This is a genomic window from Burkholderia cepacia, from assembly GCF_001718835.1.
GTDB classification, from domain to species: Bacteria; Pseudomonadota; Gammaproteobacteria; order Burkholderiales; family Burkholderiaceae; genus Burkholderia; species Burkholderia cepacia_F.
Genome location: NZ_CP013444.1, coordinates 3,097,102 through 3,123,353, shown reverse-complemented (window position 1 = coordinate 3,123,353; position 26,252 = coordinate 3,097,102). Strand labels below are relative to the sequence as shown.

The following is a 26,252-nucleotide window of genomic DNA, read 5'->3' as shown; positions in this document are numbered from 1 at the left end:
CCGAAACCCATCATGAAACGTACCGTCAGTCTTTTGCTCGTGCTCTCGGCGCTCGCGCTGGCAGGATGCGCGAGCACCCCGTTCCAGGCCGCGCCGGCCGACGCCGGCGCGACGCCCGCCGAACGCCTCGAAACGCTGCAGCAGAAGCAGCAGGCCGCGCCGCGGGACATCCAGCTCACGACCGCCGTCGAATTCAGCCGGCAGGAGTACGTGCGCGCGGAACTCAAGGAAGCCGAGCGCCAGAGCGCGCAGGGCAACCATTCCGCCGCGATCGATCACCTGAACAACGTGCTCGCCGAGGACGCCGGCAACTTCAAGGCCAGCCAGGCGCTCGAGCAGGTCAAGCGCCGTCAGCAGATGGCGGTCGAGCTGGCGCGCGCGCAGCGCATCCGCGCCGAGAAGCCGCAGGAAGCGCTCGAGATTGCGCGGCGCATTCTCGCCGAGCAGCCGAACCACGCCGAGGCCGGCCGCTTGCGCGACACGCTGCTGCGCGAATCGCAGGCGAGCCGCCCGGTGCGTCCGCAACTGTCCGACGCGCTGCGCAAGCCGGTGTCGCTCAACTTCAAGCAGCAGCCGCTCTCGAACCTGTTCGACGTGATCTCGCGCGTGTCGGGCGTGAACTTCGTGTTCGACCGCGACGTCGACACGAGCCAGAGCGCGACGCTGCTCGCCGAGAAGACGACGGCCGAGGATGCGATCAACCTGCTGCTGCGCACGAACCAGCTCGAGAAGAAGGTGCTCGACCGGCACACGCTGCTCATTTATCCGTCGCAGCCGGACAAGGCGCGCAACTACACCGAGTTCGCGATCCGCACGTTCTTCCTGTCGCACGCGGACGCGAAGTCGGTGATGGCCGCGCTGCGCCAGATGATCAAGCCGAAGGACGTGTACGTGGACGAGCGCGTGAACGCCGTCGTGATGCGCGACACGCCGGAGACGATCCAGGTCGCGGAGCGCGTCGTGATGGGCCTCGACATTCCGCAGTCCGAGGTGACGCTCGACGTGCAGGTGCTCGAAGTCAACATGAACGACAGCCTCGATCTCGGCGTCCAGTATCCGGGCAAGGTGCAGTTCAGCGCGCTCGGCGGCGTCGAAGGCGGCGCGCTGACGCTCGGCGACCTGCTGCGCCTGAACCGCGACCGGGTCGGCGTATCCAGCGAATCGGGCGGGCTCGCGCTCGCGATCGACATGCTGCAGAAGCAGGGCAAGACCAAGACGCTCGCGAATCCGAAGATCCGCGTGCGCAACATGGAGAAGGCGAACATCAAGATCGGCGAGCGGGTGCCGATCGTCACCACGACCAACGCGAACGGCGTCGTGACCGAATCGGTCAGCTACCAGGACGTGGGCCTGATGCTGAAGGTCGAGCCGCGCATCAGCCTGAACGAGGAGGTGAGCGTCAAGGTGAACATGGAGGTCAGCAGCATCCTGTCGAAGGAGACCACGAAGACCGGGCTCGTCGCCTATGCGCTCGGCACGCGCAACGCCGAAACGCTGATGACCGCGAAGAACGGCGAAACGCAGATCCTCGCCGGCCTCGTCAAGCGCAACGAGAGCGAGAACATCGCGGGGCTGCCGGGCATGTCGGGCCTGCCGGTGATCGGCCGGCTGTTCGGCTCGAACGGCCGCAGCAACGAGCGCACCGAAATCGTGCTGCTGATCACGCCGCATATCGAGCGCAATCTCGACCTGCCGACGTCGGCGGTGACGACGTTCCTGTCGGGCACCGAATCGCGCGTGACGACCGAGGCGCTGACGCTCGAATCCGCCCGGGCCGTGCCGGCGCGGGCGGACTCGAAGGACGGCCCCGACCTCGACGCGCCGATCGAGCCCGCCACGCCCGCCGCGCCCGCGGCACGCGCGGAAGCGGCCGACGCAGCGGACGCAGCCGACGGCGCGCCGCAGACGGACGCCGAGGCGCCGAAGGCGGCGGGGAATCCGGCGGGCGGCGGCAACGCGCGCGGTGCAGGGATGATGCGCACGCATGCGGACGCAGGCCGCGAGCCGGCCGCGGCGATGAAGGCCGCGGCTGCGGTGGTCGCGCCGGCTGCCCGCCAGGTGCTTGCGGACATCGCGGCTGAGCGGATCGACCTGGACCGGGCAAGCGGCCGGGGCGAGGCGGCGCCGGTTGCGCGATCCGCTGCGCCGGTGACGGTTGCCGACGCCCGGGCGCCGGAATCGCGCGGCGCGCGACCGGACGGGCGCGGCCTGACCGCGATGGTGCGCTCGCTGTTCGGCGCGCTGCTGGCGTTTGCCGGCGGCGACGCGAGCGGGCGCCAGTCCGAGCCGCGCATGCACGCGGATGCGCCGCTGCTGTTCCCGCGCGGCCGGGGTTTCGCATGAGCGCGCGCAGGCCGATTCCGAACGGGCGCTTCCTGCGGAGTAGCGCCTTCGGCGCGCGCGGCTTCACGCTGATCGAGCTGCTGGTCGCGCTGACGCTGCTGGCGCTGCTGGCGACCGTCGCGCTGCCGCTGACCGATCTCGTCAAGCGCCGCAGCGACGAGGCCGAATTGCGGCGCGCGCTGGTCGTGATCCGCTCGGCGCTCGACGCGTACAAGGCGGCGTCCGACGACGGACGGGTCGAGCGCAGCGTCGACGCGAGCGGCTATCCGCCGGATTTGCGCACGCTCGTCGACGGCGTCGAGGACAAGAAGTCGCCGGACGGCGCGCGCCTCTATTTCCTGCGCAAGATTCCTGCCGATCCGATGTGCGAATGCGACGGCAAGGCGCCGGAGGACATGTGGGAGACGCGCAGCTACGCGAGCGACGCGGCGTCCTTCTCGTCCGGCGACGACGTATTCGACATCCGTTCGACCAACCGCAAGGAGGGCCTCGATGGCGTCCCGTACAACCAGTGGTAAACGCATGCGCCGCGCCGCCGGCTTCACGCTCGTCGAACTGCTCGTCGTGATGGCGATCATCGCGGCGCTCACCGCGTTCGTCGCGCCCGGCTACCTGAAGCAGGGCGACCGCGCGAAGGAGACGGTGCTGCGGCACAACCTGAACACGCTGCGGCAGTCGATCGACGACTATCGCGCGGATCATGGCCGCAATCCGGAATCGCTCGACGCGCTCGTCGAGCGCCGCTATCTGCGCGAGATGCCGCTCGACCCGGTGACGGGCAAGCGCGGCTCGTGGCTGCCGCGGGCGGACGAGGCGGGCGGCGTCGGCGACGTGAAAAGCGGCGCGAAAGGGCGTGCACTCGATGGGACCGCTTATGAGACGTGGTGACAGGCGGCGCGGCCCGCGCGCGCAGCGCGGCGTCGCGTATCTCGGCGTGCTGATGCTCGTCGCGGCGCTCGGCATCGGGATGACCCAGGCCGCGCGCATCTGGAAGACGGTTCAGCAACGCGATCGCGAGGCGCAGTTGCTGTTCGTCGGCGACCAGTTCCGCGCGGCGATCGCAAGCTACTACAATGCCGCGGGGGGCAGCCGTTATCCCGAGTCGCTCGACGCGCTGCTCGAGGATCGCCGGGCGCTGCCGACGCTGCGTCACCTGCGGCGCCTGTATGCCGACCCGCTGACCGGATCGGCGTCCTGGGGCCTCGTGAAAGCGCCGGACGGCGGGATCATGGGCGTATACAGCGAAGCGCCCGGGCGACCGCTGAAGCGCGGGAATTTCCCCGCGCGATACGATGCGTTCGAGGACAGCGCCGCGTACGGCGAATGGGCTTTCGTGTACCTGCCCCCGGCGCCGGCCGACGCAGCGGCGAACGCAGCGAATGCGCCGACGTCCGGCGCGGCACACTGACAGAGGAAGCGAACATGATCGTTGGAATTCTGGAAGACATCGTGACCCAGGCGGGCGTCGTCGCCGGCTGGCTCGGCAAGGCGGGCTACGACACCGAGGTGCGCCACGACGGCGCAAGCTTCGTCGAACTGGTGCGCACGCAGCGCGTCGACGTGCTGCTGCTCGACTGGGACGTGCCCGGGATGTCGGGGATCGACGTGATGCGCTGGGCGCGCGAGTCGTTCGCCGACGCGCTGCCGATCATCATGATGACGCAGCATGACGGCGAGGACGACATCGTGTTCGGTCTCAACAACGGCGCCGACGACTACCTGATCAAGCCGCTGCGCGAACGCGAGCTGATCGCGCGCGTGAACGCGCAGGCGCGCAAGTACTACCCTGAGACGCAGCGCGCGAAGATCGTCGAGGTCGGCAAGTTCGCGCTCGATGCGAGCGCGCACGTCGCGACCGTGGACGGGGTGCCGGTCGAACTGTCGCAGCGCGAGTTCGATCTCGCGCTGATGCTGTTCGAGAGCGTCGGGCGGATCGTGTCGAAGGACATGATGATCAAGCGCATCTGGGGCGTGGTCGACCGGAAGTACGACGCGACGCTCGCCACCTACGTGAGCAAGCTGCGCTCGAGCCTCGGGCTGCGGCCGAAGAACGGGCTCGCGATCACGACGATCTACAACTACGGGTATCGGCTCGAGCGGGCCTGACCGGTCGGCGCCGGGCGACGCGCATTTGGAAATCCTTGAGATTGCTTAGGAAAACGGAGTGCCGCTTCGATAATTTCATCCTCTTATCCCTGTCAATAATGAATCGACGATCGATAAAGGATGAATCATGGATGTGGCTTCGCGAATAAATTCACAAGGACCTTCTCCGGGCGGTGACCGATACGACCGCTGTTCCCGCGCACTGCACTGGATCTTCGCAGGCGTGATCCTGTACACGATGGCGGCGGGATTCTCGCTGCACTTCATCACGCATCAGGGCCTCTGGCGCTTCGTGTCGACGCTCAACATGTCGCTCGCGAGCTGCCTGATCGTGCTGTTTCCGCTGCGCTACGTCTGGTCGTTCTTTCGCCGCACGCCGCCCGACATCCAGTCGATTCCGCCGAAGCAGCGATCGATCGCGCACCTCGCGCATTCGCTGATCTACGCGCTCGTCGCATTCGTGCTGTTCAGCGGCTACGTGATGGTGCCGGACGGCTACTGGCTGTTCTGGGTGATTTACGTGAAGACGCCGTTCAGCGCGGGCCCGGTTACCGAGCACTGGTTCGCACTTCATCGGATCGCCTGCTATGCGCTGGCTTTCCTGGTGGCGGCGCATGTTGCCGCCGCACTCAAGCATCATTTCGTGTCGAGGAACGGCGTGCTGAAGCGGATGCTTTGACGATTGGTGGCGCAGACACCAACGGTGGGAAGCGTCGCAGCCGCTCCCGTGCTACGCGAGCGCCCGCAACTGGTCGCGCAGCCGATCCACCTCGTCCGGGGAGAACGGCTGCTCGATCTCGGCATGCGTCTGCTGCCACAGCGGAAACGCCTCGGCCAGCAGGTCGTGGCCGGCCTGCGTCAGTTCGAGCAGGCGGCTGCGCCGGTCGTCCGGATCCTGCGCGATCGTGACGAGGCCGCGCCGCTCGAGCGGCTTGAGCGCGGCCGTGAGCGTGGTGCGATCCATCGCGAGCAGCGACGCCACGTCCTTCATCGCGGGCGGATGAGGGCGATTGAGCGACATCAGCAGCGAAAACTGGCCGTTGGTGAGGTCCAGCGGGCGCAGCACGTCGTCGAAGATCCGCGCAAGGTTGCGCGCCGCGCGCTGCATGTGCAGGCACAGGCAGCAATCGCGCACCATCAGCGTCGTTTCGAAAGGGAGCTTTTCTTTTCGTGCCATGTTGCAATTGTGTTGATATCAACCTATCGTGTCAAGGGCGGGGAGCGACATCCCGTTGCTCCCTTCATCGGACGGAGGCGTCATGAGCGATCAACAGTTGTTTCTCGCGGTTTTCCTCGCCGGCAAGGACAGCCCGCGCATGAAGGCGTGGCAGGCGATGACGGAGCAGGAGCGGCATGCCAGGGAGCGGGAAGGCATCGCGGCCTGGAAGGCGTGGGTTGAAAGGCACCAGGCGTCGATTGTCGAGCTCGGCGGGCCGCTCGGCAAGACGAAGACGATCGGCGAGCATGGCATCGCCGATACGGCCAACGCGCTGACGGCCTTTACGGTCGTGCGCGCCGCTTCGCACGAAGACGCGGCCAGGATGTTCGAAGGCCATCCGCATTTCACGCTGTTCCCGGGCGTGGCGATCGACGTGATGCCGGTGCTGGCGATTCCCGCCGCGTGAACGTCGCCGGCAGGAGCTTTCCCCGACACTTTGGAGATTCGCCATGAAACTCTACGGATTTGCCGGCACCCGCTCGCAACGCGCGCTGTGGGGGCTGAAGGAGCTGGATGCCGACTTCGAGTTCGTCTCGGTGAACCTGCTCCAGGGCGAGCACAAGCGGCCCGAATTCCTGCGCCTCAATCCGGCCGGCAAGGTGCCCGTGCTGGTGGACGGCGACCTCGTGATTCCCGAATCGGCCGCGATCGTGCTGTATCTCGCGGACAAGTACCCGGAGAAGGCGTTGCTGCCGGTCGATCCGGCGCTGCGCGCGCAGGCCTACCGGTGGGTGATGTTCGCGGTGACGGAGCTCGAGCAGCCGCTGTGGCGGATCACGCGGCATTCGTTCCTCTATCCGCCGGAGAAGCGCTCGCCGGCCGACATCGAGCTGGCGCGCGAGGATTTCGTGAACATGGCGGCGATCCTCGACAGGCATCTCGACGGGCGTGCGTTCATCGTCGGCGACACGCTGACGGTGGCCGATTGCGTGACGGCTTACCTGATCGACTGGGCCAACGAACTCAAGCTGATCGACGCATTTCCGCAATTGCAGGCGTACCTCGAACGGCTGTATGCGCGGCCGAAGGCGCCGCAGCGGATCGCGGACGCGCGCAAGGCGGCGTGACGAAGCGGGCTGGCCGCCGGGGAGGGGGGCGATCCTGCGACGATTGCCCCCTTGTCGGCGCTTGCGTTGCGGAGAATGACATCGTGTCAGCCGAAACCGATACTGTCCGACGCGAGCACGGATACGCCGTACTGTGTCATCGCGGCCTCCCATGCGACATCGCGATGCGAGGCCATCACCTGTACATCGCGCCAATGACGCTGTACGGGGTTGCTCGAGGTGAATGCCGAAGCCCCGGCGCGCTGCACAATACGGGACATCACGTCGACGCACTGACTGGCCAGATAGGCACGGTCGCGTCGCAATGTACGAAGATGGAGCTCGTCGAGTGTGCGACCGGCAACGCCTGCTTCATGAAGGCGACCGATGAGCGATTGGTATAGAAGTCGGGTGGACGCCAGTTGCGCATCGATATGCGCGAGCCGTTCCGCCATGCGTGTTGTGCTGGCAGGATCAGCGGCTGCCTTCGTTCTTTGCTCGGCAAGCCACGCATCTCGGGCGCCTTCCGTCGCACCGATGAGCGGGCCGATGATAGACGTCGTGATGTACGGGACAATTGGAACATGGCGCAAGTAGTCCTTGTCCGCAGATGCTGGCCTCGCTTCAAACAATTCGGACAACGGCGTTGCACAGGGCAACGGCGCGATATGATCGATGTCGACATCGTGCGATCCGGTCGCGCACATGCCGCTCGCTTGCCACGACCCCAGTGGCAACACGTAGCGACGTTCGACGAGCACCAGCACTCGCTCGTCCGGTCCCAGACCCGGATAACCTTCGCAGGCGGCATTCACCATCAGCCACGTGGCATCTTCGATGCCCGAACTGAAGCGCCACCGGCCGTAGACATGTATGCCATCGGAAGTCCATCTCAGCCGGCTTTGTGGTCCCGCCGATGCGGACGCGAAACGCTGCTCCGGCCCGTTTGCGTACAGCGTACGCTTGCACGAATCGCTCGTGCGCATGGCGATTGCCGCGTGCCCACCGAGCATTGCAATGGCCCAGCCGGTCGACGCACAGCCACGTGCTGCGATCCGCGAAGCCTCGACAAGTGTGGGCCACGCAGAGGATCTCGGTGTCGTCGTACGGAACGGAGCAAAGAGATTCAGAGCGCCGCATGCGTGCAACTCGGCGTACGTATCGGAGCCGAGACGTCGAGCGGATTCGGCCGCCTGCGCTCTCTGCGTCCATGCAGTAGCGTACCGTTGGACGGCAGCACAAATCGACCAATGCTCGTCGCCGAGATAGGGCCATGATTCCGGTTCGCCCATGTCGACTCCTAGCAGATACGCTTGCCGATGCGTGCTGCTTCGAAGCAGTACACCGATGGCTGGTTGATGGGCCCGAGTTCGGCAACGAAGCGCTCGATCGTGTCCTGCGCGTTCGACGCAACGAATTCGTAGAAGTTGGTGCTGTTCCAGAGCAGATAGACATGCTCGAAGTGTTGGTGAAGTGCCGTTACAAAGGCATCGAAGGTAGTCTGGCCGTTTTCCATCTGTTCGAGCATCTGATGCCGCTTCCACGCGATCTCCTCCGGCGTGAAGTATTGCGACTTGAACAGATCGTCCTTGACATGTTCGCGGCGATCGTACTCGTTGATATCCGGCTGATTCAGCTTTTCCAGAAAAAACGCAAGGCCGTCCGGTTTCAGGAAGCGCTTTACATGTGCGATTTGATTGACACGGTCCTTCGTATAGAACTGGAAAGCGGCCATTTCATAGAGCCAGTCGAATCCGTCGTCGAAGAGCGTGCCCGCATGAGTGGACAGTGCCTCATCGTCGAGCGCGAATATCGATTCCGGAAAGAATCGGGATGATGCGCGGTCTGCGTCTCGGTCGAAATGTGGTCGATTCGCCGGATTGGGTGACGTCGTAAGCGTGCGGATTCTGCCGTTCGACAATCGGGCCAGCGTCCTGGCATTTGTACCGTCGAACGCATCGACTTCGAGCAGGCTGAAAATCCGGCCTTCGGGAGCGCGGCGTGCGATGCGGCTGAGTGCGACGCCGATCCTGGCTAGCTCGTCCAGCACGTGAGGTACGCTACCGGCGAAATGGCGAAACAGCGATCCTGCAGATTCGACCATCGCGTCGTGGTATGCCACCACATCAGGGTCTGCGATCTGATCGCGAATGGGACTCGCGATGGATTGCGATGGTACCTGTGTCGCGCCGGTAGCCAGCAGGTGGAAATGCTCGGCGAGCCGAATCATCGCGGTCTGTCGCCAGTCTCCGACGTCCCGCCGCGAGTTCGCGTCACGTTGGTCTGACATTTTGTTCTCCTGTATGGTGTTTATGCCAAGCCCTTGCGGGTCGATTTCCCGGACTGAGATCGGGGTAGTTGCCCGACAATCTCGAAGGCGATCGGAACCATATGCCAGTCGATGCGTTGGCGGCAATAGTCGGCGAGCTCGCCATCAGAAACTGACTGGCCCGGTTCGAGTACGACAAACGCCTTGGGCAGATGTCCGGCGCTCTCGTCGGGTACGGGCACGACGATCGCTTCCGCGACAGCGGGATGAGAAGCAAGACAGTGCTCGATATCGCGCGGGCTCACGTTCCATGCGCTTCGCACGAAGATGTCGTCACGTCGCGCGACATAGTGAAGGTCGCCGTCGGTGTCGAACCGGAACAGATCTCCCGTCCTGAGCATGGTCTGTCCGTCAGGTGCGACCGAAAATACCGCTGCCGTTTCGTCAGGCATTGCCCAGTATTCGAGCATGGTGAACGGTGCGCTTACCCAGAGTTCGCCGGGCCTATCGGCCTCGACGATCGGCGATCCGTTGTCGTCAACCAGGAGCACGGAAACGCCCGGTAGCGGCTTGCCAACCGATGTGGGTTTGCGAAGCAGTTCCTGCGGCGGCAGGAAGCTGATTCGCTTGCATTCCGTCATCCCGTAGTTGGAGTAGAAGAGCACGTTCGGCAGTGCGGCCCGAATCTTGTCGATATGTTTTGGATGGAGTGCCTGACCGCTGCTCGACAGATAACGAAGAGATTTGACGCGCGGGGCCCATGCCGGAGCCGCTCGGGATAGCACAAAAATGACGGGGGGAAAGACATGCAGGGCGGTTACCTCCTCGCGTTCGATTACGGCGAGCACGTCTTCCGGTGACTCCGGAGCCTTGAGCTCGACGACCGATGTCCCACCGCAATAAAGTGGCATCAACACGTTGTAAACGCCATAGTCCGAGGCGAGTGTCGAATAGCTCATGACGACGTCGTCGGAACCCATCTGCAGGTAGGAAGTCACGGCAGCACATGCCGACATCATGATCCGGTGGTTGACCAGGACACCCTTCGGAGCAGAGGTTGAACCGGTAGTGTAGAAAATCGATGTAGCTTGCTCAACGGAAAAGTCACGATCGGGTAGTGCGACATGTGACGGATCGATCGCATCGAAGCTCACGAGCCGTGCGTCTCGTTCTCGAGTTGAAGCGAGTGCGACCACGTGTGCTAGTGCGGCCGCGTCGGCGATTGAGGCGAGATTGTCGATGCGATCAGTCACCAGTACTCGAGCGCCGGCGTGCCGCAACTGATGAATCAGCTTGTCGTCGCTTAGCGTGTGATGCGTCGCTGCCGTAATTGCGCCGATGCGGAGGCACCCCAGATAGACTGCGACGATAGTCGGCGAGAACGACGCGAACAGGCCGACGCGATCCCCTGCACGAATACCCAGCGCAACGAGTATTCGGGCGGCATGGTCGACTTGCCGTTCGAGCACCTCGTACGATGTCGACTGCCCGTCGACGACGAGGGCGGACTTGTCGGGAAACCGCTGCGCTTGTTGCGTGATTGCTTCATCCAGGAACGTCGGCGCCATTTACCGGACCTCCCGTGTGCGCTTGTGTGCGCAAACCGATACGTAGGTGCCTTGCCATACATACGGGGGTATTGGCATGTCGATGGCGTCGGTCAGCGGCCAAGTTTGCTGGTCGAAGAAATGGCGCGTCCACGAAACATCGAAGTCCGTAAGCCATCGCTTGAAGAGGGTCTCTGCCTCCGGAACGGAAATTCCGGCTTCCTTGTCCCAAACGAAAGGTTCGCCCGTAGCGGCGAAGTGGCGTGTCAAATCGGACAGAAGATCGACAAACAACAAGCCGCCCGGCTTCACGGCATCGAGGATCTTCGGCATGACCTGAGCAAGCTCGTTCTTCGTGAAGAAGTGCAAGACCTCGGAACAGACAACAACATCGAACGCTTCACGTTCGGGCTCGTAGTCGAGGATGTCCGTCTGCACGAAGGTCATGTCCGACAATGCGCTAATCGACCTTCTCGTGACGGCGAGACTGTCTACCATGTCGACTCCCGTGAGGCGCAGTCCTTTGCCGGCCAGTGCCGCAAGATTGCGACCGTCGCCGCACCCCAGTTCAAGGGCACTTTCGGCGTCAGCGGGAATTGCATCAAGGAACGCAGCCATTTCGCGGCGTAATGAGCCGAATACGGGTTTTTCCCGGCCTGCACCGTATTCTTTGCTGTACCACTGTTTCAGTAACGACGTGTCGACTATCTTCATAAGCGATCCTGAATTAATGGGACAACTTCAACGCGTTGAATCACGTTGTGGCAGGCGACTTACTCGATCGAACGGGCTGTTGAGCGCGCTCGGGCTGCACTGGCACAGGCGACTATCGCTCCGAGAACTGCCATGGCGGCGGAAACTGCTGACACGACGAGGGCGACGCGCCCATGACCGGAAAAAAGTCCCACCAGCAATCCGGCGAGCGGCTGCGTTGCGTTATTCAGCAGGACGATGACGCCGGTCGTTTTTCCATAGTCATGTGGCGGAATGATCGCCTGTCGCGCGCTGCGGATGTACACATTGAACATCTTGTCGAACCCGATCACCGCCAGGAACCCTACTGCATATATCGCTATCGAGTTGGCCATTCCCATGCAGAGTCCGCCGATCGCGATTGTCGAGAATGAGAAGATTCCGAGCCGCACGCGCGATACCTCGATGCGGGCGATCAGCAGCAGGATAGTCACGGTCGCGATCGCGCCAGCAACCTGCAGTCCTGCATAGAAGCCGTCGGACTGCCCGAATTCGCCGGTCACCATTGCAGCCGATGTCGAGAGCGTCGTGCCGATCACGAGATTCTCTGCCGCCGCGAGGAGAACGAGGCGTGCAAGCCCCGGTAGGGTGGCGACGTGCGTGAGTGCTATCTTGAACGGCATATAAAACGGCCCGGCCGTATGCACAGGCGGCAGGATGCGTGCTGTTGTAGTGCGCTGCCACAGTACCGTTAGTCCGTCAGCTGCAGTAAACAGCAGTGCTGCGACGCCCACCGCCCATTCCCAATTGCGCCATCCGAGCAACCACGCAGCGACGATCGGCCCGAGCACCATGCCGAGTTGGTCCGCCAGTTGCGTATGCGACAAAACTCGTTCGAAACGCTGACCGGGAAAGATTTGCGGCAACAGGACTTCGCGAGCGACTAGTCCCTGACTCGTGAGTGCGCCGCATACCGCCGATAGCAAGATGAGCCATCCGATTCCGCTCCATGTGAGATAGCTGGCGATGCCGATCAGGCAGGCGAGGGCCCGGCTCGTCTGGCTGATGCGCAAGATCCGCACGGGCGACATGCGATCGCTCAGCGCGCCGCAGATCGGAAAAGCGAGAAATCGGGGCAGCGCCTCGACGAAAAAGGCGATGCCCGACCATGTCGCTTTCTGCGTGGTCTGAAAAACGACGAGCGGGACCAGGAAGAGCAGCATCTGGTCCGCGAGCCGCGACAGGAAAAGGGAACCGAAAAAGGCCGGCTGGTCGGCGCGCATCGCGCTGATGTCCTCGCAACGGTGAACGGAAGGCCTACAGGAAAGCGCCTGCTGCTGGCGTTCAGTATGCCGATCCCGACGCACCGTCGAGCTTATGCCGCTCGGTGCCTCGTAGTGGCGGATTGAACACGCTGACGAGTACGAGATCCGTATCCTTGCCGCCTCTCAAATAGTGCAGATCGTGCTGGTCAAGCGCATACATATCGCCGGGGCGAATTGGATACACATTTCCGTTTGCGTCTTCCACTTCACCGTAGCCGGCAATGCAATAGCACGCTTCGAGGTGGTTTTGGTATTGCAGCAGCGATTCGGTGCCAGCTCGCACCACGGTATGGCAGATCGTGTAACCAAAGCCGTCGCGTTCGGTCAGGAGACGATGACTCGTTCCCGCTCCCCATTCGACGAAGTACTCCGTTTTCTCGACGTCCGACAGACTGCGTACAAACATGATCACTCCATTTTCACGACGTGTTGGAAAAGCGACATGCGCGCAACGATCCACCGATCCCGACAGTAGTTGGGCGGCCCTCGTTTGTAGTTTTAGTACATTCGTCTCTCAACATTGAATGCTGGGCGAGAATTGGTGTGTAGTATAAGTACAAGTTGACGCGTATATCAACAGATTTTCCCGCGAATTTCCAATTATTTGCTACCTGGAAGCGGGGCGGGATTGTAGTTTGACTACTTGTCGACGGAGGGTAAATCAACCCGCAGCCAAGGAGGATGTGTAGTTTATCTACAGTTCGCGTGCGAACTTTCAACCCCATATCTCCGCTCGTCTGGCGCTTTCGTCGAGCCGGTTGAATTCGTCTCGAACTAATCGAAAGCTACACGTGCGGGGCTCACCCGGGATAACCCTGATTAAAAAACCTTATCGCGGTGAAAAATTCCGCATCTTATTGAACCGATATCGGCTCGATATAGTGGCTCGCCTTCATCGCCCCATCGACGCGGGCGCCACACAGGAACACGAGCCGGAGCCCGTTCATGACCGCCCCCCGCTTTACCGAAATCGAGGATCTGATGCCCGCCGCCGGCGGGTTGCGCGAGATCCGTCACCATATCCACCACCATCCCGAACTCGCGTACGAGGAAATCGAAACCGCCGGGCTCGTCGCCGAGAAGCTCGAACAGTGGGGCTGGCAGGTGACGCGCGGGGTCGGCAGGACGGGCGTGGTCGGCACGCTGCGGGTGGGCGACGGCACGCGCAGCATCGGCATTCGCGCGGACATGGATGCGCTGCCGATCGTCGAGGCGACGGGGCTGCCTTACGCGAGCGGCACGCACGGCAAGATGCACGCCTGCGGCCACGATGGCCACACGACGATGCTGCTCGGCGCCGCGCAGCATCTCGCGAAGACACGCAACTTCTCCGGCACCGTGCACCTGTATTTCCAGCCGGCGGAAGAGCACGGCGTCGACAGCGGCGCGAAGAAGATGATCGACGACGGCCTGTTCGAACGCTTCCCGTGCGACGCCGTGTTCGGCATGCACAACCATCCGGGCGCGGCGCCGGGCGTGTTCCTCACGCGGCGCGGCCCGTTCATGTCGGCCGGCGACAAGGCGATCGTCACGATCGAAGGCGTCGGCGGACACGCGGCACGGCCGCACCTGACGGTCGACCCGGTGGTCGTCGCGGCGAGCATCGTGATGGCGCTGCAGACGATCGTCGCGCGCAACGTCGACCCCGCGCAGCCGGCGGTCGTCACGGTCGGCTCGATGCACGCGGGCACCGCGAACAACGTGATCCCGAACGGCGCGCGCCTCGAACTCAGCGTGCGCTCGTTCAGCCCCGAAGTCCGCGCGCTGCTCAGGCGCCGCATCACCGAGCTGGCCGAATCGCAGGCCGCGAGCTACGGCGCGACGGCCAACGTCGAGTACATCGAAGGTTATCCGGTCGTCGTCAATACGGATGCCGAAACGGATTTCGCCGCGCAGGTGGCGCGTGAACTCGTCGGCGACGCGCACGTGGTCGAGCAGACCGACCTGCTGATGGGCAGCGAGGATTTCGCGTTCATGCTGCAGCAGCGGCCGGGCTCGTTCGTGCGCCTCGGCAACGGCGAAGGCGAGGACGGCTGCATGGTGCACAACCCGAAATACGACTTCAACGATCGCAACCTGCCGATCGGCGCCGCGTTCTGGACGCGTCTCGTGGAGCGTTTTCTGGGCCGCTGACACCGGCAGCGCGCGGCCGGCGGTTCCGGCCGATTCGATCGGAGACCTGAACGATGCAGAAAGATCCTCTCGCATTGCCCGCCGCCGCGTCTGCCGCCATCGCGGCCGACGCCCCGCCCGATTCCCCTGCGGTCACGCGGCGCGGCGCGATCGCGGCGGCCGTGATCGGCAACTGGCTGGAATTCTTCGATTTCACCGTGTACGGCTTCTTCGCGGTGCTGATCGGCAAGCTGTTCTTCCCGTCGAGCGAGGCGACCACGTCGCTGTTGCTGTCGGTCGCGACGTTCGCCGCCGGCTTCTTCACGCGGCCGCTCGGCAGCGTCGTGCTCGGCGTCTACGCGGACCGCAAGGGGCGCAAGGCCGCGCTGAACCTGACGATCATGCTGATGGCGCTCGGCACGGGCCTGATCGCGATCGCGCCGACGTATGCGCAGGTCGGCGTGGCCGCACCGCTGCTGGTCGTGTTCGCGCGGCTGATGCAGGGCTTCTCGCAGGGCGGCGAATTCGGTGCGGCGACGTCGACGCTGCTCGAACAGGGCGGCACATCGCGTCGCGCGTTCCGCGCGAGCTGGCAGCTTGCGACGCAGGGCGGCGCCGCGCTGATGGGCTCAGGGTTCGCGGCGTTGCTGTCGAACACGATGACGAAGGATGCGCTCGAAAGCTGGGGTTGGCGGCTGCCATTCTTCGTCGGCGTGCTGATTGCGCCGGTCGGCATGTACCTGCGCCGCCGGCTCGCCGACGATGCGCCCGGCGACACCCATCACGGGATCGAACGCGGCGTGCTGCACGAACTGTTCTCGAAGCACGCGCGCACGGTGCTGCTGCTGATGCTCACGGTGATGGGCGGCACGGTGTCGACCTACATCCTGACGTTCTACATGCCGACCTACGCGATCCATACGCTCGGCCTGCCGATGAAGCTGTCGATGTTCGTCGGCGTCGCATCGGGCTGCGTGATGCTGGTCACGTGCCCGCTGTTCGGCTGGCTGTCGGACCGGCTCGGCAGCCGGCGCCTGCCGATCTTCGTCGGCCGCGGCGTACTGGTCGCATTGCTGTTTCCGGCGTTCTGGCTGATGAACCACCACCCGACGCTGTCGGTGATCCTGCCGCTGACCGCGCTGATGCTGCTGTTCTATTCGCTCGGCTCGGCGTCGGAAATGGCGCTGATGTGCGAGTCGCTGCCGCGCCACGTGCGCGCGACCGGCATCTCGATCGCGTATGCGCTCGCGGTGACGCTCTTCGGCGGCACCGCGCAGCTGATCGCGACCTGGCTCGTGAAGACGACCGGCAGCAAGCTCGCACCGGCGGGTTACGTCGCGGTGTGCGTGCTGGTGTCGCTGGCGGCAGTGGCGATGCTGCGGGAGACGGCGGGGGAGCGGGGCGACTGACGGCGCAACGGCGCGTCCGATTTGCCGGTTGCCGACCCGTCACCCGCGCCGCGCCACCAGTTCCGACACCGTCTGCGCGGCCTGCTGCAGCGGCTCGAGAAACTCCTTCACCATCTGCTTCGCGGTGTGCCGCTGCGCGTTGCCGCTGATGTTCATCGCCGCGATGATCTGCCCGCGCCGGTTGCGAATCGGCGCCGACAGCGACATCAGGCCCACTTCGAGTTCCTGGTCGACCACGGCCCAGCCCTGCTGGCGCACCTGTGCGATTGCCGCCTTCAGTTCGCCGAGGTCGGTGATCGTGCGCGGCGTATGCGCGCGGATGCTGCTTTGCGCGAGCGTTTCGTCGAGCGCGGCGTCGTCGAGTGCGGACAGCAGCACGCGGCCCATCGACGTGCAGTACGCGGGCAGCCGGCTGCCGATCGACAGGTTGATCGTCATGATCTTGCGGGTCGGCACGCGCAGCACGTAGACGATCTCGGTGCGGTCGAGCACGGCCGCCGAGCAGCTTTCGTGGATCTGCTCGGACAGTTGCTCCATCACGGGATCGGCGAGATTCCAGAACGGCATCGACGTGAGGTACGCGAAGCCGAGCTCGAGGATCTTCGGCGTGAGCCGGAACAGCCGGCCGTCGGCCTCGACGTAGCCGAGCGTCTGCAGCGTGAGCAGGATCCGGCGCGCGCCCGCGCGCGTGAGGCCGGTGGCCGACGCGACCTCGGTGAGCGTCTGCTCCGGACGGGCCGCGTCGAACGCGCGGATCACCGCGAGGCCGCGCGCGAACGACTGGACGTAGGAGTCGCCGGGTTTCGTCTGAGTGTCTTCGGTTGTCATGAGCGCCTGGAATTTCGTGCAGCCGAGAAGATAGCGCATGGGGCCCGACACGCCAACCGCACGGCGGACCGGGCGCTTGACAGGTCGTCCCCGCACTCCCTATGATGCGTTGAACGTTCGATACACGATCTTATGTTCGTATATAGAACATTTAAGCGCATCCCGGCGGGCAATGCAAGGGGCGCGCCCATATCATTTCCTCCCGGAGACACTGATGACCGAAGCTTTTCTGTGTGATGCGATCCGTACGCCGATCGGGCGTTACGGCGGTGCACTGTCCGGCGTGCGCGCCGACGATCTGGGCGCGGTGCCGCTCAAGGCGCTCGTGGAGCGCAACCGCGACGTCGACTGGACGGCGATCGACGACGTGATCTACGGCTGCGCGAACCAGGCCGGCGAGGACAACCGCAACGTCGCGCGCATGTCGGCGCTGCTCGCGGGGCTGCCGCAGGGCGTGCCGGGTTCGACGATCAACCGCCTGTGCGGCTCCGGGATGGATGCGGTCGGCGTGGCCGCCCGTGCGATCAAGTCCGGCGAGGCCGCGCTGATGATCGCGGGCGGTGTCGAGAGCATGACGCGCGCGCCGTTCGTGATGGGCAAGGCCGCGAGCGCGTTCGCGCGCCAGGCCGACATCCACGATACGACGATCGGCTGGCGCTTCGTCAATCCGCTGATGAAACAGCTGTACGGCGTCGATTCGATGCCGGAGACGGCCGAGAACGTCGCGGTCGACTACAACATCAGCCGTGCCGACCAGGACCTGTTCGCGCTGCGCAGCCAGCAGAAGGCCGCGCGTGCGCAGCAGGACGGCACGCTCGCCGAGGAAATCGTCGCGGTCACGATTCCGCAGAAGAAGGGCGACCCGGTGGTCGTGTCGCGCGACGAGCATCCGCGCGAGACGTCGCTCGAAACGCTCGCGAAGCTGAAGGGCGTCGTGCGCCCGGACGGCACGGTGACGGCCGGCAACGCGTCGGGCGTCAACGACGGTGCCGCCGCGCTGCTGCTCGCGAACGAGGAAACCGCGAAGCGCTTCGGCCTGACGCCGCGCGCCCGCGTGCTGGGCATCGCGACGGCCGGCGTCGCGCCGCGCGTGATGGGCATCGGGCCCGCGCCCGCCACGCAGAAGCTGCTGGCGCGGCTCGGCATGACGATCGACCAGTTCGACGTGATCGAGCTGAACGAGGCATTCGCATCGCAAGGTCTCGCGGTGCTGCGCATGCTCGGCGTCGCCGACGACGATCCGCGCGTGAACCCGAACGGCGGCGCGATCGCACTGGGCCATCCGCTCGGCGCATCGGGCGCGCGGCTCGTGACGACCGCGATGTACCAGCTGCATCGCACGAACGGCCGCTTCGCGCTGTGCACGATGTGCATCGGCGTCGGCCAGGGCATCGCGATCGCGATCGAACGCGTCTGACGCCGCGGGTGCGGCGCGGCCGCACCCATCCCTTCCTTTCCGGTTGGCAACCGCCCGGTTCGCGCGCCTGTCGCGTGAAGCCGGGCGGTTTTGCTTTTGGGGCGGGCAACGCCGAAACCGAATTGCGGCGTCGTGCCGCTTCCTCGCGCTTCATGCCGGGAAATATCCGCAGGTTCATCGCAATTTATTTGTTGTTTCAAATACTGGAATAATCGCATTGATATTCAATTCGTTCGTGCCATTCATCGCGAGCCGGCATCGTCGACTTGACTGGCATGGATTTGCTTTGTCGCAAACGATCTTGTTGATTTAAATCATTGCGCGAGCTTTTTTGACATATTTTTTACACGCGGGGGGTAATGTTTTAGAGGGGTTTGTCGAAAATGGCAGAGGCACGATCATTCGCGAGCGGTGAAACCGGGCGCGAATGATCCGAGTCGTCAATCCTGAAGCGGGCGCAAGACCCGCCATTCGGAGCTCTGCTTGATGCGCAACAACCAGCCCGTTACCCAACACGAATTCGATTTTCCCGACGACGCGACGCTGATGTCGACCACCGACGCAGACAGCATCATCACCTATGCGAATGCGACGTTCATTCATATCAGCGGCTATTCCCGCGAGGAGATACAAGGCCAGCCGCACAACGTCGTGCGGCACCCGGACATGCCGAAGGAGGCGTTCGCCGACATGTGGGCGACGCTCAAGGGCGGCGAGCCGTGGACCGCGCTCGTGAAGAACCGCCGCAAGAACGGCGATCATTACTGGGTGCGCGCGAACGCGATACCGGTGATGCGCAACGGCCGCACGAAGGGCTACATGTCGGTGCGCACGAAGGCGCCGCGCGACGAGATCGCGGCCGCCGAGGCGCTGTATCGCGACTTTCGCGAAGGGCGGGCCGGCAACCGGCATTTTCACAAGGGGTTGATCGTCCGCAAGGGCGTGGTCGGTTTCACGTCGCTGTTCCAGACGATGTCGGTGCGCTGGCGTCTTCATTCGACGCTGCTCGCGCTTGCACCGGCGGTCGTCGGCGCGGGCTGGGCGTGCGGGCTCGCCGGTGGCGGGCTCGCGGCGTTCGCCGCGGTGACGGCCGGCGCCGCGGCGGCGGCCGGCCTGTGGCTCGATGCGCAGATCGCGCGTCCGCTGAAGCAGTTGCGCGACCAGGCGCTGAACGTCGCGACCGGCGAAAGCCGGCGCGGCGTGCGGATGAACCGCGTCGACGAGATCGGCATGACGCTGCGCACGATCAACCAGCTCGGGCTGATGTTCCGCTGGCTCGTCGACGACGTCAGCGAGCAGGTGCTCAACGTGCAGCGCGCGAGCAACGAGATCGCGCAGGGCAACAACGACCTGAGCGCGCGCACCGAGCAGGCGGCGTCGAGCGTGCAGCAGACGGCCGCATCGATGGCCGAGATGACGGCGACCGTCGACAGCAACGCGGAGACCGCGCTGCAGGCGAACCAGTTGTCCGTCTCGGCCAGCGAGGCGGCGGAACGCGGCGGGCACGCGATGTCCGAGATCGTCAATACGATGAACGACATCACGGCCAGCTCGCGGAAGATCTCGGACATCATCGGCGTGATCGACGGCATCGCGTTCCAGACCAACATCCTCGCGCTGAACGCGGCGGTGGAGGCGGCACGCGCCGGCGATCAGGGGCGCGGCTTCGCGGTGGTTGCCGGCGAGGTGCGGGCGCTCGCGCAGCGCAGCGCGAATGCGGCGAAGGAGATCAAGACGCTGATCGAGAACAGCGTGGCGCGCATTTCATCGGGCGCGCGGATCGTCGACGGCGCGGGCAAGACGATGGAGGACATCGTCACGCAGGTGAAGCGCGTGTCGGATCTGATCGCGGAGATCAGCTCGTCGACGGCCGAGCAGAGCACGGGCGTCGCGCAGGTCGATCAGGCGGTGGTGCATCTGGACAACATCACGCAGCAGAACGCGGCACTGGTCGAGCAGAGCACGGCGGCGTCGGAGAGCCTGAAGCAGCAGGCGACGCGGCTCGTGGAGGCGGTGAACGTGTTCCGGTGATTGGCCGGGCGCTGTCGTCGTCCGGCGCGCGTCCTCAGATGCGGAAATTGGCCGGGACATGGCGGACGTTCGCGGCCCGATGACGCCTCGGGCCGCGCGCCGCCTGTCAAAGCAGGGATGATTGCAGCGGCGCCCGGTGCTCGTGCACCTTGATGATGCGGTATTCGTTCTTGAGCCCGTCATCGCCGATGATCTGAATTTGACGAAGATCGACCACCAGCACGTCCCCTTTTCCGAATCGTTCGCCGGCATTGACCTTTGCAAGGAATTCCTCGTCATCCAGGGCAGCGAAGAACGGATATGTTCCATCGTGTACGCGCCACTTATTGCCGTCCTTGAACACAACGGATTCGAGGAGGAGTACCTTTCGGCCCACCACGTCCGAAACGACTTCGCCCGCTTCTTCGAAGATGGCGAATGTGCCGAGTTCATCGTTCTCGATTGCGAGTTCGACCTTGGTGCCTCGAACAATACCGAAGCTGGTAATTCCGTCCCGCTCCAATGGGGACAGGGTCTTCTGCAAACTGACCCGCACCGTTTTGCTTCGATAGAGGCGATATACCGCTTCTTCGACCTCGAGCGATTCCTTTTCCGTCACCCAGATTCTTACGTTCGAACCCGTCGGCTCGATTCGATGCGGTCGGTTGCCTCGCAATTTGCGAATGAGACCGATCAGTCCTCCGCTGCCGACGATGCCAAGTGCGCCAAGGATGGCAAGCGCATTGCTGAAGGCAGCGGCGTTTGGTCCAGCGAAGATGTCGCGAATCTGGTTGGCTAACGACTGGATGAAAATCAGCTCGGAATGAAACGAACCAGCTTTGAAGCTTCCTTTGACCTCCAGCCGAACCTCGGTATTGTCGCCATTGAGTTCCTTGTTGGCGAACGAGAATAGATCAGCGATCGCGACCAGCGCCGGGGCAAGGTCGCGCACATCCATGCGGTGCTCGGTCAGCGCTGGCCCGTCGTAGACGACATTGAACTGTTCGTGATTGCTCATATCGGCGAAGTGTACATCGGGCGGCCGCATTCCGTGATCGGTCGTTCGTGTCATTTCGAAGAAGGGAAGGTGATTGAATTGCGCGAGCCGGATGGGCGCCTGGGGTCCATTGTTGACCGACGCAAAGGGAATTCGAAAGGCGGGAGATTCATTCGTTGGCGATCAAGGTTGAGTAAGGACTATCAACCTAAATGGTTCCAACGATCAAAGGAATGAGACGTGACCGAAAATTGCGCGAAAGCCTGACAAAATCTCAAGCAGCGGGTAACGCGTCGCGTGAATGCGGTGAACGCGTTCAGGTGACGCGGGCGCGGCTGGAGGAGAGGATGCCGGCCCGCGTCGGACCGCCCGGTTCCGGCCGGGCGGTCAGGGCCTGTCACCGAAGCGGTGCCAAGCCCTGACCCGTCAGACGGCGAGGCAGAGGTACTTGATCACGACGTAGTCGTCGATGCCGTAGTGCGAGCCTTCGCGGCCGAGGCCCGATTGCTTCACGCCGCCGAACGGTGCGACTTCGTTCGAGATCAGGCCCGTGTTCACGCCGACCATCCCGTATTCGAGCGCTTCGGCGACCTTCCACACGCGGCCGATGTCGCGGCTGTAGAAGTAGGCGGCGAGGCCGAACTCGGTGTCGTTCGCGAGACGGATCACTTCATCGTCGCTGCCGAACTTGAACAGCGGCGCGAGCGGCCCGAACGTCTCTTCCTTCGCGACCTTCATCGCCGGCGTGACGCCCGTCAGCACGGTCGGCTCGAAGAAGCCGTGGCCGAGCGCGTGGCGCTTGCCGCCCGTCACGACGGTCGCGCCCTTCGCGAGCGCGTCCTCGATGTGCGCCTCGACCTTCAGCACCGCTGCTTCGTTGATCAGCGGGCCTTGCGTGACGCCCGGCTCGGTGCCGCGGCCCACCTTCAACTGGCCGACGGCCGCCGCGAGCTTCTGCGCGAACTGGTCGTACACGGCTTCATGCACGTAGAAGCGGTTCGTGCACACGCAGGTCTGGCCGCTGTTGCGGTACTTCGACGCGATCGCGCCCTGCACGGCCGCGTCGAGATCGGCGTCGTCGAACACGATGAACGGCGCGTTGCCGCCCAGCTCCAGCGACACCTTCTTGACCGTCGCCGCGCATTGCGACATCAGCAGGCGGCCGACCGGCGTCGAGCCGGTGAACGACAGCTTGCGCACGATCGGGTTCGACGTCAGCTCGCCGCCGATCGCCTTCGGGTCGCCCGTGACGACGCTGAACACGCCGGCCGGCACGCCCGCACGCTCGGCCAGCACGGCCATCGCGAGTGCCGAGAAAGGCGTCGCCTCGGCCGGCTTCACGACGATCGGACAGCCTGCGGCGAGCGCGGGGCCGACCTTGCGCGTGATCATCGCCGCCGGGAAGTTCCACGGCGTGATCGCCGCGCATACGCCGATCGCTTCCTTCGTCACGACGATGCGCTTGTCGCTCGCCGGCGTCGGGATCGTGTCGCCGTACACGCGCTTGCCTTCCTCCGCGAACCATTCGAGGAACGAGGCGGCATAGCCGATCTCGCCCTTCGCTTCAGCCAGCGACTTGCCCTGCTCGGTCGTGAGGATCAGCGCGAGGTCGTCGGCGTTTTCCATCATCAGGTCGTGCCACTTGCGCAGGACGACCGCGCGTTCCTTCGCGGTCTTCTTGCGCCACGCCGGCCATGCGGCGTTCGCGGCTTCGATCGCGTGACGCGTCTCGGCCGCGCCCATCGCCGGCACGGTGCCGAGCAGGCCGCCCGTCGCCGGGTTGCGGACTTCGAACGTCTCGCCGTTCGTCGCGCCTTGCCATTCGCCGTTGACGTACGCCTGCTGGCGGAACAGCGACGGATCTTTCAGTGCCAGGGTTTCCTGAACAGTGCTCATATGAATCGCCTGCTTTGAAGATGACGGATAAAAAGGCCGCCGCCGTCGTGACGACGGCGGCGGCGCATTCGGAAGGCAGGAACTCAGGCCGGCACGCCGACCGTTTCCTTCAGCACTTCCTCGAGGATCACGAGCGCTTCGTCGAACACGGCCTGCGGGATCGTCAGCGGGAACAGGAAGCGCACGACGTTCGAGTACACGCCGCACACGAGCAGCAGCAGGCCGCGCTCGAGCGCACGCGTCTGCACGCGCTTCGTGAACTCGGCATCCGGCTCGCCCGAACCCGGCTTCAGGAACTCGACCGCGATCATCGCGCCCGGGCCGCGCACGTCGGCGATCTGCGGCACGTCGGCCTGCAGCGCGTTCAGCTTCGCCTTCAGCACGTCGCCGAGTTGCGTTGCACGCTCGCACAGCTTCTCTTCGTCGATGATCTCGAGCACTGCATGCGCCGATGCGACGGCCAGCGGGTTGCCCGCATACGTGCCGCCGAGGCCGCCGGGCGCGGCCGCGTCCATCAGGTCGGCACGGCCGACGACGCCCGACAGCGGCATGCCGCCCGCGAGGCTCTTCGCCATCGTGATCAGGTCGGCCAGCACGTCGTAGTGCTGCATCGCGAACAGCTTGCCGGTACGCGCGAAGCCCGTCTGCACTTCGTCGGCGATCAGCAGGATGCCGTGTTCGTTACAGATCTTGCGCAGCGCACGCACGAATTCGGCCGGCGCCGGGTTGAAGCCGCCTTCGCCCTGGACCGGTTCGAAGATGATCGCGGCAACGCGCTTCGGATCGATGTCGGCCTTGAACAGCATCTCGATCGCCTTGATCGAGTCGGCCGTCGTCACGCCGTGCACGGCGTTCGGGTACGGCGCGTGGAACACGTCGCCCGGGAACGGGCCGAAGTTCAGCTTGTACGGGGCGACCTTGCCGGTCAGCGCCATGCCCATCATCGTGCGGCCGTGGAAACCGCCCGAGAAGGCGATGACGCCCGGCCGGCCGGTGGCCGCGCGTGCGATCTTGATCGCGTTCTCGACGGCTTCCGCGCCGGTCGTGAAGAACGCGGTCTTCTTCGGGAAATCGCCCGGCGCGCGTGCGTTGATCTTCTCGGCCAGCTCGACGTACGACGCGTACGGGACGATCTGGTAAGCGGTGTGCGTGAAGTTGTTCAGCTGATCCGCGATCGCCTTGACGATCTTCGGGTGGCGGTGGCCGGTGTTCAGCACCGCGATGCCGGCGGCGAAATCGATGAAGCGGCGGCCTTCGACGTCCCACAGCTCCGCGTTCTCGGCGCGGGCTGCGTAGAAATCGCACATCACGCCGACGCCGCGCGGGGTGGCGGCGTTCTTGCGGGCCTGCAGGTCGGCATTCTTCACGGTCATCTCCTTGATGTTCTTTCCGGTGAGGTGAAAATCGGGCGCTTCGACAGCCCATGGAGGCGACTATAATCACATTTGGCTCTGGCAATCAGAGCCATTTCAATAAATATTCAGGAGCCAATCATGCGCGCGAGCGTGTTGTCGGACTGGCTGGCGCAGCGTCTCGTGCGCGGCGGCGAACAGCCGATTTACCGGCAGCTTCACCGCCTGCTGCAACAGGCGATCCTGTCGCGCGAACTGCCGGCCGGCACGCGCGTGCCGTCGTCGCGGCTCCTCGCGGCCGAGCTCGGGATCGCGCGCAACACGGTCACGCAGGTTTACGAACAGCTTGCGCTCGAAGGTTATGTGAATTCGGCGACCGGCCGCGGCACGTTCGTGGCCGACAGCGCGCCGGACGAGATCGTCGGCGCGCCGCCCGACGCGGCCGCCGCCCACCCGGCGCTCGTGCAGCCGTCCGCGCGGCGGCTGTCGGCGCGCGGTACGCGGCTCGTCGAAGGGGCCGGTGTGTCGAAACGGCAGGGCGGCGCGTTCATGCCGGGCGTGCCCGATGTGTCGCGATTTCCCGCGCGCGTGTGGACACGGCTGCACAACAAATACTGGCGGCGGCTGCGCCCCGACCTGCTGACCTACGCACCCGGCGGCGGGCTCGCGCTGCTGCGCGAGGCGCTGGCCGACTACCTGCGCACGTCGCGCTCGGTGCGCTGCACGCCCGAGCAGATCGTGATCACGACCGGCATCCACCAGTCGATCGACCTCGCGGTACGGCTGCTGACCGACCCGGGCGACGCGATCTGGACCGAGGACCCGTGCTACTGGGGCGTGCGCAGCGTGCTGAACGTGTCGGGGCTGACGACGCGGCCGATCCCGGTCGACGACGAAGGCATCGCGCCGTCGGCCGCCGATCTCGCCGAACCGCCGAAGCTGATGCTCGTCACGCCGTCGCACCAGTATCCGCTGGGGATGGTGATGAGCCTCGCGCGGCGGCGGATGCTGCTCGAATACGCACGCCAGCACGGTTGCTGGATCATCGAGGACGACTACGACAGCGAATTCCGCTACGGCAGCCGCCCGCTTGCGTCGCTGCAGGGGCTCGACACGGCCGGTCAGGTGATCTATGTCGGCAGTTTCGGCAAGACGCTGTTCCCGGGGCTGCGGGTCGGCTACCTGGTCGCGCCCGAGCCGCTCGCGGAAAGTTTCGCGACCGCGAGCGCGGAGTTGTACCGCGAAGGTCAGTTGCTGCAGCAGGCGGTGCTGGCCGAATTCATCGCGGAAGGGCACTTCGTGTCGCATATCCGCAAGATGCGCACGCTGTACGGACAGCGCCGCGAGGTGCTGCTCGACGCGGTCGCGCAGCGCTATGGCGACACGCTGCACGCGCTCGGCAGCGATGCCGGGCTGCATCTGGTCACGCAGTTGCCGGACGGCGTCGACGATCGTGCGGTCGCGCAGGCCGCGCTCGAACGCAATATCGTCGTGCGACCGCTGTCGGGTTATTACGCGGATCGCGAACGCGCGGCGTCGGGGCTGCTGCTCGGTTATGCGTGCGTGCCGGAGGACGAGATCGCGACGGCGTTCGCGACGCTCGCCGAGGCGATCGACGAGCGGGCATTCGGGCGGACGGCGGTCGCGGCCGCGTGATTGTCGTGTTGCCCCGAATGAATCTCT

General features: G+C 64.7%; 24 protein-coding genes. 13 read left to right on the top strand and 11 right to left on the bottom strand.

Annotated features, from left to right (window positions below; genetic code table 11):
* The first annotated feature begins 12 nt into the window (after nt 1–12).
* The 6 genes from WT26_RS33695 to WT26_RS33670 all read left to right on the top strand — a co-directional run bounded on the left by WT26_RS33695 (nt 13) and on the right by WT26_RS33670 (nt 5,128).
* A complete protein-coding gene (locus tag WT26_RS33695; protein ID WP_060139386.1) occupies nt 13–2,343 on the top strand; it encodes a secretin N-terminal domain-containing protein in 2,331 nt (776 codons plus the stop codon).
* On the top strand, nt 2,340–2,861 hold the full coding sequence (locus tag WT26_RS33690) for a prepilin-type N-terminal cleavage/methylation domain-containing protein (protein WP_080406022.1): 522 nt from the start codon (nt 2,340–2,342) through the stop codon (nt 2,859–2,861). Before WT26_RS33695 ends, WT26_RS33690 begins: the two co-directional genes overlap by 4 nt.
* Entirely contained in the window at nt 2,836–3,231 is a 396-nt protein-coding gene (locus WT26_RS33685) for a type II secretion system protein (protein WP_029226971.1), read from the top strand. The genes WT26_RS33690 and WT26_RS33685 overlap by 26 nt, the downstream gene beginning before the upstream one ends.
* Complete coding sequence (locus WT26_RS33680; protein WP_059853498.1) at nt 3,218–3,751, top strand: type II secretion system protein; 534 nt, start codon at nt 3,218–3,220, stop codon at nt 3,749–3,751. Before WT26_RS33685 ends, WT26_RS33680 begins: the two co-directional genes overlap by 14 nt.
* Before the next feature lie 14 nt (nt 3,752–3,765).
* Nucleotides 3,766–4,449 (top strand): response regulator transcription factor, encoded by a 684-nt coding sequence (locus WT26_RS33675; protein ID WP_010098171.1) that lies wholly within the window; start codon nt 3,766–3,768, stop codon nt 4,447–4,449.
* Between the two features lie 127 nt (nt 4,450–4,576).
* The gene (locus WT26_RS33670; protein WP_059823672.1) at nt 4,577–5,128 is read left to right on the top strand and encodes a cytochrome b; all 552 of its coding nucleotides are present in this window, start codon (nt 4,577–4,579) and stop codon (nt 5,126–5,128) included.
* A gap of 51 nt (nt 5,129–5,179) precedes the next feature.
* Here the strand turns inward: WT26_RS33670 and WT26_RS33665 are convergent, their stop codons facing one another.
* Complete coding sequence (locus WT26_RS33665) at nt 5,180–5,626, bottom strand: MarR family winged helix-turn-helix transcriptional regulator (protein WP_069274974.1); 447 nt, start codon at nt 5,624–5,626, stop codon at nt 5,180–5,182.
* 82 nt (nt 5,627–5,708) lie between these two features.
* On the opposite strand from WT26_RS33665, the gene WT26_RS33660 reads away from it, so the two are divergent.
* The gene (locus WT26_RS33660; protein WP_069274973.1) at nt 5,709–6,074 is read left to right on the top strand and encodes a hypothetical protein; all 366 of its coding nucleotides are present in this window, start codon (nt 5,709–5,711) and stop codon (nt 6,072–6,074) included.
* Nucleotides 6,075–6,117: 43 nt separating this feature from the next.
* Nucleotides 6,118–6,735: a glutathione S-transferase family protein gene (locus WT26_RS33655; protein WP_069274972.1), complete on the top strand. Its 618-nt coding sequence runs from the start codon at nt 6,118–6,120 to the stop codon at nt 6,733–6,735.
* 86 nt (nt 6,736–6,821) lie between these two features.
* Here the strand turns inward: WT26_RS33655 and WT26_RS33650 are convergent, their stop codons facing one another.
* From WT26_RS33650 to WT26_RS33625, 6 genes are all read right to left on the bottom strand, one after another.
* Nucleotides 6,822–8,006: a hypothetical protein gene (locus WT26_RS33650; RefSeq protein WP_063801388.1), complete on the bottom strand. Its 1,185-nt coding sequence runs from the start codon at nt 8,004–8,006 to the stop codon at nt 6,822–6,824.
* Between the two features lie 8 nt (nt 8,007–8,014).
* Nucleotides 8,015–9,004: a hypothetical protein gene (locus tag WT26_RS37880; protein ID WP_059954585.1), complete on the bottom strand. Its 990-nt coding sequence runs from the start codon at nt 9,002–9,004 to the stop codon at nt 8,015–8,017.
* A 20-nt stretch (nt 9,005–9,024) separates the two neighbouring features.
* Nucleotides 9,025–10,551 (bottom strand): class I adenylate-forming enzyme family protein, encoded by a 1,527-nt coding sequence (locus WT26_RS37875; protein ID WP_155123284.1) that lies wholly within the window; start codon nt 10,549–10,551, stop codon nt 9,025–9,027.
* Nucleotides 10,552–11,244 (bottom strand): class I SAM-dependent methyltransferase, encoded by a 693-nt coding sequence (locus WT26_RS33635; RefSeq protein ID WP_010093834.1) that lies wholly within the window; start codon nt 11,242–11,244, stop codon nt 10,552–10,554.
* A gap of 59 nt (nt 11,245–11,303) precedes the next feature.
* Nucleotides 11,304–12,506 (bottom strand): MFS transporter, encoded by a 1,203-nt coding sequence (locus WT26_RS33630; RefSeq protein WP_059954584.1) that lies wholly within the window; start codon nt 12,504–12,506, stop codon nt 11,304–11,306.
* Between the two features lie 61 nt (nt 12,507–12,567).
* A complete protein-coding gene (locus WT26_RS33625) occupies nt 12,568–12,954 on the bottom strand; it encodes an ectoine synthase (protein ID WP_010093828.1) in 387 nt (128 codons plus the stop codon).
* A 539-nt stretch (nt 12,955–13,493) separates the two neighbouring features.
* On the opposite strand from WT26_RS33625, the gene WT26_RS33620 reads away from it, so the two are divergent.
* Together WT26_RS33620 and WT26_RS33615 are read left to right on the top strand one after the other, a co-directional pair.
* Complete coding sequence (locus tag WT26_RS33620; RefSeq protein ID WP_069274971.1) at nt 13,494–14,681, top strand: M20 aminoacylase family protein; 1,188 nt, start codon at nt 13,494–13,496, stop codon at nt 14,679–14,681.
* A 53-nt stretch (nt 14,682–14,734) separates the two neighbouring features.
* Nucleotides 14,735–16,069 (top strand): MFS transporter, encoded by a 1,335-nt coding sequence (locus tag WT26_RS33615; RefSeq protein WP_069274970.1) that lies wholly within the window; start codon nt 14,735–14,737, stop codon nt 16,067–16,069.
* 39 nt (nt 16,070–16,108) lie between these two features.
* On the opposite strand, the gene WT26_RS33610 is transcribed toward WT26_RS33615, so the two are convergent.
* A complete protein-coding gene (locus WT26_RS33610; protein ID WP_059523368.1) occupies nt 16,109–16,897 on the bottom strand; it encodes an IclR family transcriptional regulator in 789 nt (262 codons plus the stop codon).
* Nucleotides 16,898–17,111: 214 nt separating this feature from the next.
* Between WT26_RS33610 and pcaF the strand changes: the two genes are divergently transcribed.
* Together pcaF and WT26_RS33600 are read left to right on the top strand one after the other, a co-directional pair.
* A complete protein-coding gene (pcaF, locus tag WT26_RS33605) occupies nt 17,112–18,314 on the top strand; it encodes a 3-oxoadipyl-CoA thiolase (RefSeq protein ID WP_069274969.1) in 1,203 nt (400 codons plus the stop codon).
* A gap of 486 nt (nt 18,315–18,800) precedes the next feature.
* The gene (locus WT26_RS33600; RefSeq protein WP_069274968.1) at nt 18,801–20,345 is read left to right on the top strand and encodes a PAS domain-containing methyl-accepting chemotaxis protein; all 1,545 of its coding nucleotides are present in this window, start codon (nt 18,801–18,803) and stop codon (nt 20,343–20,345) included.
* 106 nt (nt 20,346–20,451) lie between these two features.
* Here WT26_RS33600 and WT26_RS33595 read toward each other — a convergent pair whose 3' ends face one another.
* The 3 genes from WT26_RS33595 to WT26_RS33585 all read right to left on the bottom strand — a co-directional run bounded on the left by WT26_RS33595 (nt 20,452) and on the right by WT26_RS33585 (nt 24,584).
* The gene (locus WT26_RS33595) at nt 20,452–21,372 is read right to left on the bottom strand and encodes a hypothetical protein (RefSeq protein ID WP_069271718.1); all 921 of its coding nucleotides are present in this window, start codon (nt 21,370–21,372) and stop codon (nt 20,452–20,454) included.
* 375 nt (nt 21,373–21,747) lie between these two features.
* Nucleotides 21,748–23,217 (bottom strand): NADP-dependent succinate-semialdehyde dehydrogenase, encoded by a 1,470-nt coding sequence (gabD, locus tag WT26_RS33590; protein ID WP_059665218.1) that lies wholly within the window; start codon nt 23,215–23,217, stop codon nt 21,748–21,750.
* 83 nt (nt 23,218–23,300) lie between these two features.
* Nucleotides 23,301–24,584, bottom strand: coding sequence for a 4-aminobutyrate--2-oxoglutarate transaminase (locus WT26_RS33585; protein WP_059523374.1), 1,284 nt, complete (start codon nt 24,582–24,584; stop codon nt 23,301–23,303).
* Between the two features lie 126 nt (nt 24,585–24,710).
* Here WT26_RS33585 and WT26_RS33580 point away from each other — a divergent pair, with 126 nt between their 5' ends.
* Entirely contained in the window at nt 24,711–26,225 is a 1,515-nt protein-coding gene (locus WT26_RS33580) for a PLP-dependent aminotransferase family protein (RefSeq protein ID WP_069274967.1), read from the top strand.
* The last annotated feature ends 27 nt before the right edge of the window (nt 26,226–26,252 follow it).

Bases quoted from the DNA above. Each gene is read 5' to 3' on its own strand.
- WT26_RS33695 (WP_060139386.1), top strand. From the start codon at position 13: ATGAAACGTACCGTCAGTCTTTTGCTCGTGCTCTCGGCGCTCGCGCTG.
- WT26_RS33690 (WP_080406022.1), top strand. From the start codon at position 2,340: ATGAGCGCGCGCAGGCCGATTCCGAACGGGCGCTTCCTGCGGAGTAGC.
- WT26_RS33685 (WP_029226971.1), top strand. From the start codon at position 2,836: ATGGCGTCCCGTACAACCAGTGGTAAACGCATGCGCCGCGCCGCCGGC.
- WT26_RS33680 (WP_059853498.1), top strand. From the start codon at position 3,218: ATGAGACGTGGTGACAGGCGGCGCGGCCCGCGCGCGCAGCGCGGCGTC.
- WT26_RS33675 (WP_010098171.1), top strand. From the start codon at position 3,766: ATGATCGTTGGAATTCTGGAAGACATCGTGACCCAGGCGGGCGTCGTC.
- WT26_RS33670 (WP_059823672.1), top strand. From the start codon at position 4,577: ATGGATGTGGCTTCGCGAATAAATTCACAAGGACCTTCTCCGGGCGGT.
- WT26_RS33665 (WP_069274974.1), bottom strand. From the start codon at position 5,626: ATGGCACGAAAAGAAAAGCTCCCTTTCGAAACGACGCTGATGGTGCGC.
- WT26_RS33660 (WP_069274973.1), top strand. From the start codon at position 5,709: ATGAGCGATCAACAGTTGTTTCTCGCGGTTTTCCTCGCCGGCAAGGAC.
- WT26_RS33655 (WP_069274972.1), top strand. From the start codon at position 6,118: ATGAAACTCTACGGATTTGCCGGCACCCGCTCGCAACGCGCGCTGTGG.
- WT26_RS33650 (WP_063801388.1), bottom strand. From the start codon at position 8,006: ATGGGCGAACCGGAATCATGGCCCTATCTCGGCGACGAGCATTGGTCG.
- WT26_RS37880 (WP_059954585.1), bottom strand. From the start codon at position 9,004: ATGTCAGACCAACGTGACGCGAACTCGCGGCGGGACGTCGGAGACTGG.
- WT26_RS37875 (WP_155123284.1), bottom strand. From the start codon at position 10,551: ATGGCGCCGACGTTCCTGGATGAAGCAATCACGCAACAAGCGCAGCGG.
- WT26_RS33635 (WP_010093834.1), bottom strand. From the start codon at position 11,244: ATGAAGATAGTCGACACGTCGTTACTGAAACAGTGGTACAGCAAAGAA.
- WT26_RS33630 (WP_059954584.1), bottom strand. From the start codon at position 12,506: ATGCGCGCCGACCAGCCGGCCTTTTTCGGTTCCCTTTTCCTGTCGCGG.
- WT26_RS33625 (WP_010093828.1), bottom strand. From the start codon at position 12,954: ATGTTTGTACGCAGTCTGTCGGACGTCGAGAAAACGGAGTACTTCGTC.
- WT26_RS33620 (WP_069274971.1), top strand. From the start codon at position 13,494: ATGACCGCCCCCCGCTTTACCGAAATCGAGGATCTGATGCCCGCCGCC.
- WT26_RS33615 (WP_069274970.1), top strand. From the start codon at position 14,735: ATGCAGAAAGATCCTCTCGCATTGCCCGCCGCCGCGTCTGCCGCCATC.
- WT26_RS33610 (WP_059523368.1), bottom strand. From the start codon at position 16,897: ATGACAACCGAAGACACTCAGACGAAACCCGGCGACTCCTACGTCCAG.
- pcaF (WP_069274969.1), top strand. From the start codon at position 17,112: ATGACCGAAGCTTTTCTGTGTGATGCGATCCGTACGCCGATCGGGCGT.
- WT26_RS33600 (WP_069274968.1), top strand. From the start codon at position 18,801: ATGCGCAACAACCAGCCCGTTACCCAACACGAATTCGATTTTCCCGAC.
- WT26_RS33595 (WP_069271718.1), bottom strand. From the start codon at position 21,372: ATGCGGCCGCCCGATGTACACTTCGCCGATATGAGCAATCACGAACAG.
- gabD (WP_059665218.1), bottom strand. From the start codon at position 23,217: ATGAGCACTGTTCAGGAAACCCTGGCACTGAAAGATCCGTCGCTGTTC.
- WT26_RS33580 (WP_069274967.1), top strand. From the start codon at position 24,711: ATGCGCGCGAGCGTGTTGTCGGACTGGCTGGCGCAGCGTCTCGTGCGC.